This window comes from Pedobacter sp. KBW06 (assembly GCF_003852525.1).
Lineage (GTDB): Bacteria > Bacteroidota > Bacteroidia > Sphingobacteriales > Sphingobacteriaceae > Pedobacter.
The window spans coordinates 2,363,321-2,376,002 of record NZ_QAJL01000001.1 but is presented as its reverse complement, the minus strand read 5'-3'; the positions used below and the strand labels follow the sequence as shown (position 1 = coordinate 2,376,002).

The 12,682-nt window shown below is 35.6% G+C and carries 8 protein-coding genes; all 8 read left to right on the top strand.

The window, feature by feature from the left end:
* Positions 1–2: 2 nt before the first annotated feature.
* Positions 3–1,328: a MutS-related protein gene (locus tag DBR43_RS09775; protein WP_124580183.1), complete on the top strand. Its 1,326-nt coding sequence runs from the start codon at positions 3–5 to the stop codon at positions 1,326–1,328.
* 29 nt (positions 1,329–1,357) lie between these two features.
* Complete coding sequence (locus DBR43_RS09770) at positions 1,358–2,563, top strand: TlpA disulfide reductase family protein (protein ID WP_233602922.1); 1,206 nt, start codon at positions 1,358–1,360, stop codon at positions 2,561–2,563.
* A 103-nt stretch (positions 2,564–2,666) separates the two neighbouring features.
* On the top strand, positions 2,667–4,298 hold the full coding sequence (locus tag DBR43_RS09765; RefSeq protein WP_124580181.1) for a TlpA family protein disulfide reductase: 1,632 nt from the start codon (positions 2,667–2,669) through the stop codon (positions 4,296–4,298).
* A 135-nt stretch (positions 4,299–4,433) separates the two neighbouring features.
* Positions 4,434–5,021 carry an OmpH family outer membrane protein gene (locus DBR43_RS09760; protein ID WP_124580179.1) on the top strand — a complete coding sequence of 196 codons (588 nt, stop codon included), beginning with the start codon at positions 4,434–4,436 and terminating at the stop codon, positions 5,019–5,021.
* Positions 5,022–5,846: 825 nt separating this feature from the next.
* Complete coding sequence (locus tag DBR43_RS09755; RefSeq protein ID WP_124580177.1) at positions 5,847–6,416, top strand: RNA polymerase sigma factor; 570 nt, start codon at positions 5,847–5,849, stop codon at positions 6,414–6,416.
* 82 nt (positions 6,417–6,498) lie between these two features.
* Complete coding sequence (locus DBR43_RS09750; RefSeq protein WP_124580175.1) at positions 6,499–7,620, top strand: FecR family protein; 1,122 nt, start codon at positions 6,499–6,501, stop codon at positions 7,618–7,620.
* 124 nt (positions 7,621–7,744) lie between these two features.
* Complete coding sequence (locus DBR43_RS09745; protein ID WP_124580173.1) at positions 7,745–11,320, top strand: SusC/RagA family TonB-linked outer membrane protein; 3,576 nt, start codon at positions 7,745–7,747, stop codon at positions 11,318–11,320.
* A gap of 4 nt (positions 11,321–11,324) precedes the next feature.
* Positions 11,325–12,677, top strand: coding sequence for a RagB/SusD family nutrient uptake outer membrane protein (locus tag DBR43_RS09740; protein ID WP_124580171.1), 1,353 nt, complete (start codon positions 11,325–11,327; stop codon positions 12,675–12,677).
* Positions 12,678–12,682: the final 5 nt, after the last annotated feature.

Below are 12,682 nucleotides of genomic sequence, written 5' to 3'. Positions count from 1 at the left end.
CTATGGCATTTATTGTAGACAAACAAACACTGGATGATTTAAATATTCTTGGAAAATATAAACATGATTCTATCCACAGTCTTTTTAACCAGGTTGTAACAAAAGGAGCTGAGAAGTTGCTGGAGAATATGTTTAATCATCCGATGTCGGATGCAGAGCAAATCAATAAACGGAGTGGTAGTTTTCAATACTTCCAGAAGCAAAATGCCCATTTTCCCTTTGAAAAAGAGGAATTTAACATTGCAGAAGATTATCTCAAGACAAAGGGAGATGATCATTTTATCACAGTACTAACTAGGGTGTACTGGAAAAAAACACTCTATTTTATATACAAAGACAGTGGATATCAAATGCTTCATGATGGTCTTTGTAAAGCCATTAGTGTATTAAACAAGCTTTCAGATTTTCTTAATCAGCTATCAGCTGATGACTGTCCCTGTTTGGGGGAAATGAAGGTCGCAAAAAGTTTTTTTTTAGAAAAAAAACTTGGCTTCCTTTCTACTGAAAAAAATGCAAAAGTAATATCCGCATTTAAAATGGCCTGGTATGGTTTTTTGTTAAAAAATCGTCTAAAAATGCAGATAGAAGCTTTTTTTCAGTTGATCTATCATCTGGATGTTTATGTTGCGGTTTCACAGGTTTGTAAGAAAAAAGGATTTTGCTACGCTTCCGCTTTAACTGGGAAGACAAATACACTTAATATTGAGCAATTCTATCACCCATGGTTTGAAAAAGGAGTAAGAAATTGTTTATCTCTCAATCATCAAAGTAATATGCTTTTTTTAACCGGTGCGAATATGGCTGGAAAATCTACGCTAATGAAGTCTTTTGGGATAGCCATATATCTGGCTCATATGGGTTTTCCAATTGCAGCCGGGAATATGATTTTTTCTGTAAAGGAAGGACTTTTTACTTCTATTAATGTGCCCGATAATCTTAGCCAGGGTTATAGTCATTTTTATGCCGAGGTGCTTCGTATTAAAACGGTAGCGCAGCAAGTAAGCGAACCAAAGAATCTCATCGTGATTTTTGATGAGCTCTTTAAAGGAACGAATGTAAAGGATGCTTATGATGCTACACTAGCAGTTTCCCAAGCATTTTCAGAGAATAGAAATTGCCTTTTTATAATTTCTACTCATATTATCGAAGTAGGAACAGTATTAAGAGAGAGGTGTAACAATTTTCAATTTCGCTATTTGCCTACGTCGATGAATGGATCAAAACCTGTTTACACCTACTTGCTGGAAGATGGTATTACAACGGATCGTCACGGAATGATGATCATTGAGAATGAAGGAATATTGGATATTATTCTTGGAAACAAATAACAAAATATATCAGTACAAAAAATAAAACAATGAAAATTAAAATTAAGAGATTTTTTATCATGTCATTAGCCCTGTGCACTTATTTGCAATTAATTGGCATGTCGCAGTTTCAAGACGCATCAAAACCAAATTATGAATCTGCACATTCTGAAATGTGTAATATCTCCGGAACAATTAGAGGTATTAAATGCAAGCAGATTACCATAAATTATTACGATGGGGAGTTCCCTAAAGTAGATACTGTTACTGTTTTTAATGAAACTTTTAAATGGAGTAAAAAATTAACACACCCCCAAAAAATATATATAAGTTCCATTCTAAAGCGAGATATCGATGAAAAGTATATGGAGTATACCAAATGTATGGTGTTGCAGTTTTTTGCCGAGAATAGCAGTATTAATATAAGTGGAGTGAATGGATTAAAAAGATATGTTGGTTTAATGAAGAATGAAGGCGAATGTAAAATAACCGGTTCAAAGACTCAGGATGAATATGAAGAATATAGCAAACCAATTAAAGAACTTTATGATGAGCAGGTAAAGCTCCAGGAAAAATTTTTAGCTGCAAGGGCGAGTCGTGAAGACACTTTATCTATACTTAAAAGAGTTGCCCAAGTCATAAAATATAGAGAAACGAAGGTAGATGATTATATAGTTCGGTATCCCAAAAGTACAATTAGCATAGATCTTATTTTTGAGAGAATTAAATATGGAGAATATAGTGAAGTGAAAAAATTAGCCGACCAGTTGGATGAATCTTTTAAAAATACAGGTCAGGGCAGGCGCTTAGTGGCCGAACTTAACATATTAAAAAGAAGTGCAATAGGAGCTCAGATGCTAGATTTTACACAGAATGATGCTGAAGGTAAACCCGTTCGTTTTTCCGATTTTAACGGCAAATATGTACTGATAGATTTTTGGGCCAGCTGGTGTGATCCTTGCAGGAAAGCCAACCCGGCCTTAATAAAGGCTTATGATATGTATAAAAATAAAAATTTCGCGATAATCGGAATCTCTCTGGATGCTGACAAGGATAGTTGGCTAGCTGCAATTAAGAAAGATCAGTTGCAATGGACACAACTCTCAGATCTCAAAGGATGGGAAAATGAAATTTCTTCCTATTATGCAATTGAAAGTATTCCGGCAACTTTACTTATTGGTCCCGACGGAAAAATTATTGCAAAAGGTTTAAGAGGATCGAAACTTTTTAGAAAATTAAAGGAGTTGCTGCCCTAAAATAAGCTTCCGATTTGGATAATAAATAGGTTTAAGTGTTTTGATTTACAGCGGTTTAAATCTGCGAGGAGTGTTTGTTTGTGTTTAATTTAATAATTAAATTATGAAAATATATGTATTGTCAATCCTTTTGCTCTGCTTAAGTATAAAGGGTTATACACAAAAAGAAGAAGATGGTGAGTTAAACAAATCTAAAACTTTTTCTTTAAGCGGCTTTAATGCGGGCTTGAAAGATGGAGATACCGTTGAACTTAAAATTTGTGATGCAGCTCACGCTTCACGCATTTTTTTTCTTGATGAAAGAAGCGTTGACCAGTATAAACGCATTTTTAAAGCCGTGGCAAAGAATGGTCATTTTGCTTTTTCGAAAAAAGAATTAACTAGGGTAGCCTATTGTAAATTGGTATTCCACCCTGAAAATTTAGGTTATTCGGATATTGAATTAATTGAGCCTGGAGATGATATAAATATTATTTTCTCTAATTCTACCAGGAATGGCATAACTAAAAGAAATAGGCTTATAACAGGAAAAGGCAGTCCCAAGTATAATTTTAGAGCCATCGTAGACACTCTAGTTCTTAAAAAACATGGAGTTTGGGAAGGAACACCTCAAATTACATTTAAAGTAGGACCAAAAAACAGCATAATGAAGCAAGGTGTTGAGGAATGGACGAGACGCTCGGCAGCGAACATTAAATTTGGCGTAATTCAAAAAAAAATACGATTAGATACTTGTTTGTCGATACTTGAGCATTTCAAATCTGAGTTGAGCCCTTTGATTTATAATGTTCTCAAGGCTGATGTTTTAGGTGAATATATTTATACGACATTTGAGAGAGGCTTATTGTTTGATGTAATCGATTTATTGCGTCTAAGATTGCGAGGTGATCTATCAACTGAAAGTTTAAAAATTATAGATGTCGAATTGGAAGAATTAAAAAAACTGTTTGCTGTCAGCCGGGTGGATTTTGATAAATATGGTGTTTCTGAAAAGGGTTTGAATTTGTCAATAAGTGCTGATCAAGGCCTTTTATCCATGATTGATATAGACGGTTTATTATCGGGAATTTCAATGGATGAACGTTTTGATGCAATTGCAAAAATAACACCACTATCATTTCGTGAAAAGGTCTTTATCTGTTTTTTTCTGAACAACAATGGATATTTGAAGCAACCTGAAATGTTAATAAATCTTGCTAGGCCAATGATAAAGAATCCTGACAATATTAAAGTGTTTTCAGCTATAGAGAAAACTGGAAAGGGGATGTCAGCTTACAATTTTAACTTACAGGATGAAAACGGAAAACTGGTGAGTATGGAGAGTTTAAAGGGGAAAATCGTGTTAATGGACTTTTGGTATGTTGGCTGTGGCGCGTGTAAAAATTACTACGATTTAACTCTTAAAGATGTAGAAAGACAGTTCAGAGATAATAAAGATGTAGTATTTATAACTATTAGTCCTACCAAGAGGAGAGAATGGTTGACAGAAGGACTTGGGAAATTCACTTCAAAGCAAGAACCTAACGTCATTAACTTAAATGCGGGGGAGGAGGGTTACAATGCAGCGGTAATCAGACATTATAATATTAGTAGTTATCCATTTCCTCTTCTTATTGATAAACAAGGTAAGATAATTGAAAATAATCAAATGCTTTTAAAGAATAAAGAAGCTCTTGTTGCTGCAATCAAAAATGCTTTGGGGAAAGTAATAGTTCCAAAAGCGAGTAACGAATAGAATATTATTCTCAGAAAACCATATTGTACAGACTTACCGTGCAATGTCTTTGTATGGCATATGTCTTTAGTATGGGTGAAAAATATACATTAAAGTGATATAGTTTCTTAATTAATAATAGTGAAGTATAAAGCCATGAAAAATGTAATCTTAAAAAACTCCTTGCTACTTATCCTTTGGCTATGCACTGCGCAATCTATTTTGGGTCAGCAAAAAATTGGGCACGTAAACGCTGAGTCTGTATTGGCAATAATGCCCGAAGTAATTGCAGCTCAATCTAGTTTAAATACTTTCATTAAAATGAAACGTGTAGAGATTGACAAAATGCAGAAGGAACTAAAAATGAAGGATGAGGAGACCTTTGCCAAAAGAAATGCCTTGAATGCCGAAAAAAAAGATGCTTTTATGAAGCTAAATCAAATAATGGATGCCGAACTAGATACCTTGAAAAATCGGGCGGAACAAGCCACACTACTTGCAAAAAAGGAAGTTGGAACAAAGCAGGCAGAATTACTTACTCCCTGTGCCGATAAATTTATTGCTGCTGTTAAAGCTGTTGCAAAACAAAGGGGCTTAGCTTATGTACTTGATTCCTCTCAACAAGGTTTTGGTATGTCACGGATTTGGGATGAGGGTATTGATATTACCTCCGAAGTTAAGGCCAAATTAGGTATTTCTTCTATTACTCCTGTTATAAAGAATAAACAAAAACGACTCAATTAACTATTCAAGGGGGCTTCTCTGAAAGTCATCAGCCGCCACAAAAGAGAAGCCTAGATCTGTTAAAGAGTACAATTTTAATAGGATAGGGGTTTAATGCCTATGATTGTACCCATTAAATTTATGTCCAGTTGTTACCAGGGACAATACTGACATATACCTGTTTATCAATACTGGAACATTTAAAATCTGCTTTTAGTCCTATAAGTTGCGATATTCTTAAGGCAGATGTTTTATGTGAATATATCTATACACAGATGTGAATGGTTATGATGGTACATTGATTAAACATTACAGTGTTCTGGGGTACCTCTTTCCATTGATAAAGAGGGTAACATTTTTGAAAGTAATTTGTGGATTTAAGGAATAAAGAACTCCTAACTACGGCTATAAAAAAGACTGATTATTCCCTAAAGGCTTAATCGCATTACTAAGTTGATCTCTCTACATGTACCATCATCGTAAAATTAGAACTCATGAGTCTCTGGTGTTATTCACTGATCATTTAGATTGGTAGCATAATTTTTTTAGCTCCACTTGATATGGACATTTCTATTTGGATCAACCTATAAATGAAATTTATTCTCAATTCACATCGTGCAAAATGAATAAAATTGAAAAAAAAAGTGAAATCGGGTGTGATCTCGTGAACTTGCGAAAATCAGACCTGAACTGTAGTATGTTTGATGTCAATTGATTAAAGTCAAATAAGATGAAATAAAAAACAGTTGATGATTTGCTGAATGATAAAAAAACTTTGTTTCTTACATATAGAAGGTATAGCTTTATTTACTGAATTACTCCGGGGACAATTTTTTTTATTAGAAAATGTATACTTATTCGAGACTAAGCGATGAGCAGTTAACGAGCCTATTAAAGACCCGGGATCATGCAGCATTTACTGAAATCTACAATCGGTACATGGGGTTACTTTACCTCCACGCTTACAAGATTCTTATGGACGAAGATGAGACCGAAGATATTTTGCATGAAATTTTTACTTCATTGTGGATTAAAGCTCCAGAGCTGGTGTTAAAAGATAATTTGGCAGCTTATCTTTATCGAGCGATAAAAAACAGAGTGTTGAATGCACTCGCACACCGGAAAATAAAACAATCTTATCTGGAGTCATTGGAAGATTTTCTAACCAAGGGTAGTTGGTCTACTGAAGAGACCGTCAGAGAACAGGAACTTGCATCAATAATAAAAAAAGAGGTTACGCACTTGCCACGTAAAATGCGTGAAGTTTTTCAACTGAGTCGGATATATCATAAATCTCATAAGGAAATCGCAGATCAGTTGGGAATTTCAGATAAAACTGTTAAAAAACAGATCAATAATGCAATAAAAATACTGCGATTGAAGATCCGATTCCTTATTGTATTTATGCCACTTTAATCTTTTTTAAATTAAATCTACTACCAGAATAGCTTTGAACTGTAGTGTTGGTATAATGGGAAAATAATATCCTTTTACAGCCATGAATACAGATAAAGCACAAGAGCTATTATTTAAATGTAAAGAAGGGAAACTTACGCAAAAGGAACAGATGATACTCGACGCCTGGTATTTGCAGTTTGGACGAGATCAAGGGTTAATTTTTACGGATCAGCAGCTGGAAGAGAAGAGGAATAGACTATGGGCGCGTATTTTGGAAAGTACTCCTGCTGCCGATCAAGTCTCAAGAAGTAGGTCATATAGATTCACGGCGATCGCAGCATCGCTCCTTCTTATAGGTAATATTGCGTTTTTCGTCTTTAGGAAGTCCTCTACAGAACTTCCTATCAGTAATAGATTATCATATGATATCGCACCTGGGGTACACAGAGCAAGTCTTACTTTACCAGACGGCAAGAAAATCATATTGTCAGATGAAGCAAATGGACTGTTAGTGAGTGAATCTGGAATTAAGATTTCTAAAACAAACGATAGTCTTTTGACCTATGAAAATAACACAAATACCAGTAGCACAGTTAATATCAATACCCTTTCAACAGGAAGGGGTGAAACCTTTCAATTACGTTTGCCAGACGGATCTAAAGTTTGGTTAAATGCGGCTTCAAGCCTGACTTATGATGCCGGACTTAATCGGCACGGCATTCGTGCTGTTAAATTGCTGGGAGAAGCATATTTTGAAATCGCCAAAGATAAAAAACGTCCTTTTATAGTAACAACCGGGAATCAGGTGGTGAGGGTTTTGGGTACACATTTTAACATTAACAGTTATTCTGAGGAACCCGCCATTCATACTAACTTACTGGAAGGATCTATAATGTTGAACAATAGACAAATACTTAGACCTGGTGAACAGGCATCGTTCACCAAATCAGGGGAAATCCACGTTCAGGATTCGGATGTTAAAGCGTCCATTGCCTGGAAAGATGGGAAATTCATTTTCGAAAGCGAAGATCTTGAAAGCATAATGCGTAAGCTGGCTCGCTGGTATAATATTGAGATAGTTTACCAGGGCAAGGTGAAAAATAGACCATTTACAGGATCAATTAATAAACATATTAATATTTCCAAAATCCTGGATAAACTTTCATTTACGGGAGATGTCCACTTTAAAATCGAAGGAAGGAGGGTTATTGTAATGCCATAACTATCGTAAATGAGTCTGGAAGGTAAACGGGGATCATTCGACCTATCCCCGTTTTTTTGTCCGGTACTGTTAGAATAAATTCTCTGAAGGAACAAAATAACAATTAACCAAACAATCGAAATTAATGAAAATTAATGAAAAAAATGAGCCTGACAGGCATAATAGCAACCTTTTGTCAACACCCAAGATTATGAGATTATTCATGCTCTTAGTTGCAATTTTTCTTACGTTGACCTTCGAGGTCGCCGCAGCTCAAATTACTTTAAACGAAAGGCAATCACCGCTAAAAAAAATTCTAAAATCAATAAGTATACAAAGTGGCTATGATTTTATCTACTCAGATATTGCTTTTGAGAACCTAGCACCAATCAACGTTAAATTGGAACATGTAAGCCTTGAAATTGCACTTAAAACATGCCTTGAAAACCAGCCTTTGATTTATATGATCGAGGACAAAACCGTCATGGTGAGAAGAAAATCAAAAGAAAATTCTTCCTTTTTGAGGAGCGTTGTTGCGATATTGACAGAGATCGATGTGCATTGTAAAGTAGTCGACGAAAAAGGAATTCCTCTAGTTGGAGCAAATATCCGGGTAAAAGGAGGAGGTAAATCAGCCAGTACAGATAATAAAGGAGAGTTTTCTTTGCAGAAAATAGATGAACAGTCGGAATTACTCATTTCCTATGTAGGTTATAAAACAAAGGATATTCAGGTAAAAGAGTTGTTAAAAATAAAAGAACTCCGTATGGAACCCCTCAGTGGAGAACTAAAAGAGGTTGAGGTAAATACAGGATATCAGAAAGTTAAGCGAGGTCAAATGACGGGCTCGTTTGATTATATAGATAATAAAGCATTGGAACAAACGCCTGGGCCGGATATATTAAACAGGATCAAAAACATTTCCAGTGGAATCGTTTTTGAAAAATCAAGTGTTTTTGGTGACGATAAATCTGCTAGACAGTCGATTAAAATAAGAGGTGCGAGTTCTTTTAGTTATGGGCTCTATAGTCCGCTAATTATTTTGGATAATTTCCCATATGAAGGAAATATTTATAATATTAATCCTAATGATATCGAAAGCGTAACTGTATTAAAAGACGCCGCCGCTGCCGCTATCTGGGGTGCAAAGGCTGGAAACGGGGTTATTGTGATCACTAGTAAAAAAGGTGCCTACCTTCAGGCTACTCAGGTTTCCGCCGGGGTGGATATTGATGTTAGCCAGAAGCCGGATCTGTTCGAATGGCCGAGGATGTCTATTTCCGACTATATCGAAAAAGAAAGGTTTTTATTTAATAAGGGGGTGTTTGATTTATTTATAGGAGATTCGGGCACTTATAATAGTTTGACACCAGCGATACAAGCACTGGTAGATCATAAAAAGGGAAAAATTAATGATTCTGACTTGGAAACCAGGTTAAACGAATTAAGCAAAAATGATATTCGCGACGATTTAAGTAAATATCGATTTCAAAAGGAGGTGGCCCAGCGATATCATATTAATGTCAGTGGAGGTAGTGAACAGCAAAATTATTTTGTTTCAGCAGGTTGGGATAAAAATCTATATCGTACTAAAGGGGATAGTTACAATCGCTTAACGTTAAAGGCGAATTATAACTATAGTTTTTTTAATCGTTTGTTGGAAATCAATACTGCAATTAGTTATGCTTTGAATCATAAAAATAGCTTGCCATTTGACGCTTTTACCCCGAATTCAGCATCGTCTGCATTGTACCCTTACGTGCGTTTGAAAGAAGAAGATGGCAGTAATGCAATAGTAAATAGCCTTTATAAAAAAGCTTTTTTGGATAAATGGAATGAAAAATTGTTGGACTGGAATTATCGTCCTTTGGATGAAATTGGAAAGGTAAAGGATATCAGTATCACAAAGGATTATCAATTTAGCTTAGGAGCCAAAATTAACTTCTCTAAACAATTGAATGTTAACCTTAATACAGTTTTGGGATCTGGTAATACACTAAATCAGAAGGAATACGATCAGGATAGTTTTTATGCACGTGATTTAATTAACACTTTTAGCCAAATTGATCCTGTAACGGGTAGTGTTAAAAGAGTTATACCTTTTGGGGGAATTTTGAGAAATTCGAACAATGACTATAACAGCAAAAACTTTCGGGCACAACTTAATTACAATAACGATTGGATTGATGGCCATCAGCTGAATTTTATAGCTGGCGCTGAATTGCTACAAAAGAAAACTGGCGGTTATACCAATACCTTCGCAGGTTACGATCCTATACATGAGACAAGTAATTCAATAGATCCGATTAATTACTACCCCACTATTTTAGGGGGAACTCGTCGTATTCCTTTCGATGCAACTTCTTTGCTTGCCGTTACTTCACAACGTAATATCTCTTTTTATAGCGCTATGACTTATAGCTATCAAAATAAATATGTAATATTTGGTAGTGTCAGAAATGATGCAGCAAATATTTTCGGGGTTAAAACTAACCAAAAATGGCTACCCCTTTGGTCTGTAGGATTAAACTGGAATTTAAGTAAAGAAGCCTTTTACCGTATCAATTGGTTGCCTGAATTAAAAGTGAAAACAAGTTTTGGTTATACGGGTAATGTACGGACGGATTTAACCGCATACCTTGTTACAAGTGATTTAGGCCAAAATTCTCTATTTAGGGAACCATCGTCTGGAATTCGTAATTTTCCAAATCCAGAACTTCGATGGGAAAAAGTGGGTATGTTTAACGCAGGGGTGAATTTTTCAACTGAAAGAAACAGAATTTCAGGGGGGATTGAGTGGTTCTATAAAAACATGGTAGATTTAATCCAGCCTGTAGTATTGCCTCCGGTTGTTGGTGTATCAGGAAATTCACCGAATTTAAATTCAGGAAAAATAAAAGGACAGGGCTGGGATTTGCAGCTCCGGTCCGAGAATCTTAGGGGAAATTTTAGTTGGACTAGTTCCCTTAATCTAAGCTATACAACTAATATTGTTTCATCGACTACCGATCCATTAAATTCAAATTCTGATTATGTTAGAGGAAGATTTGTAGAAGGGAGGCCCTTGCAAGGATTCTACAGTTATAAATGGGCGGGGCTAGATTCGCAGACTGGGGATCCTATTGGATATCTAAAAGAGAGCTTCAGTAAAGATTATGCCAAAATCGCATCTACATTAGATCCAGGATCGTTGATTTATCATGGTTCTGCTGTTCCTGTCGTCACTGGAAATTTGATGAATGCTTTTTCCTATAAGGGCTTTGAGTTTTCTTTTAATCTGAGTGGAAAATTTGGATACTACTTTCGTCGAAATTCTATAGATTATTATAGTTTACTTTCAAACGGTGGATCTGGAATGGGGGAAATTGACTTTGCGTTACGCTGGCAAAAAATCGGCGATGAGAAACAAACAAATGTGCCTTCTATGGTTTTTCCTGCAGATTACAGCAGGGCTTTATTTTATAAAAATTCAGAAATTTTGGTAGAAAAGGCAGATCACATCCGTTTACAGGATTTACGCCTAAATTATTCCTTTTTGAGGTCCAGATTTCCGCATCTACCTTTTCGGAATGTAAATCTATTCTTTCATATAGCAAATCTTGGAGTTATCTGGAGTTCAAATAGAAGAGGAATCGATCCTGATGAAAAACTCTTTGCTAGTTTTGGGGGCTCTTTTGTTCGACCAAAAACCATTTCATTTGGATTTAAGCTAACCATTTAATATTATGAAAAAAACTATTATAATACTGGTCTTTCTGGCCAGTTCTCTCTTGTCCTGTAAAAAGTATTTGGAAGAGATTTCGGACAAGACTTTATCGATCCCCAATACTTTGGGAGATTTTCAAAAGTTACTAAATAATTCGGATCTGATTACAATGGCAATGTCGCCTATACAATTAACATGTACAGATGATTTAAGCTTAACCACTTCTGCTTATGAAAGTTTAGGTCGAGCGGAAAGAAACGCTTATATTTGGGAGTCGGATATATATGAAGGAACCGCTTCCTTCGAATGGGATAATTTGTATCGTAACATTGCCTATGCAAATGTAGTATTGGAAGGGGTTGCAAAGATTGCAACGACGGAAAAGAACAATGTTGAACATGATGATTTGACGGGCCAGGCACTGTTTTTAAGAGCAAATGCTTTTTATAATCTACAGGAACTTTTTGGACAAGTATATCATATAGAAAATGCAGAAGTCGCTCTAGGTATTCCCTTGAAATTAAGCACTGATTTTACAGAAAAGTATACCAGAGCGAGTGTAGCGCAAACTTATGATCAGATTATTCGGGATTTGGAAAAAGCAGCTTTATTTTTACCTGTGACTGTTAACCTAAATAGTCGGTTTAAGCCAAGTAAAGCAACTGCTTATGCCTTATTGTCCAGGGTATATTTATCCATTGGGGATTATAAAAAGGCCGGTGATTATGCTGATAAAAGTTTACGGATTTACAGCGCACTTACAGATTACAATACCTTGGATCTAAGTGTTGATGTAAGTCCTTTTAATTTTCTGTTAAACGAGGTTTTACACTACACTACATTCTCAACTATATTTCGTCAGTCTATAGTTGATGAGGACTTGTATAAATTATACGAAGACAATGATCTGAGAAAAATTGCTTTTTTTTATTTAAATAAGTCAGTTGGAAAGCAGACGTTTAAAGGATCCTATTCGGGAACAACGTCCATATTTAACGGTATTGCAACAGATGAACTTCTTTTGACAAAGAGTGAGTGTTTAGCTAGGCTAGGTGAAATTCAATCTGCGATGAATGTGTTAAATGTTCTGTTGGATAAACGATACAAATCCGGGACACTATTTCGAAGAATGCCAAGTAATATTGATGAAGCATTGGCTATTATTTTAGTGGAGAGACGGAAGGAACTTCTTTTTAGGGGCACCCGTTGGATGGATTTACGGAGATTAAACCGAGATCCTTCCACTGCAAAAAAACTAAAAAGAACACTGAATGGCAAGGTATATGAGTTAGCCCCAAATGATCCAAAGTATGTATTTCCCATTCCGGATCTGGAGATTAGCTTAAGTGGGATCCCTCAAAATATTCGTTAAAAATA

Coding starts and splice junctions, on each gene's coding strand:
- DBR43_RS09740 (WP_124580171.1), top strand. CDS start 11,325: ATGAAAAAAACTATTATAATACTGGTCTTTCTGGCCAGTTCTCTCTTG.
- DBR43_RS09775 (WP_124580183.1), top strand. CDS start 3: ATGGCATTTATTGTAGACAAACAAACACTGGATGATTTAAATATTCTT.
- DBR43_RS09765 (WP_124580181.1), top strand. CDS start 2,667: ATGAAAATATATGTATTGTCAATCCTTTTGCTCTGCTTAAGTATAAAG.
- DBR43_RS09745 (WP_124580173.1), top strand. CDS start 7,745: ATGAAAATTAATGAAAAAAATGAGCCTGACAGGCATAATAGCAACCTT.
- DBR43_RS09760 (WP_124580179.1), top strand. CDS start 4,434: ATGAAAAATGTAATCTTAAAAAACTCCTTGCTACTTATCCTTTGGCTA.
- DBR43_RS09755 (WP_124580177.1), top strand. CDS start 5,847: ATGTATACTTATTCGAGACTAAGCGATGAGCAGTTAACGAGCCTATTA.
- DBR43_RS09750 (WP_124580175.1), top strand. CDS start 6,499: ATGAATACAGATAAAGCACAAGAGCTATTATTTAAATGTAAAGAAGGG.
- DBR43_RS09770 (WP_233602922.1), top strand. CDS start 1,358: ATGAAAATTAAAATTAAGAGATTTTTTATCATGTCATTAGCCCTGTGC.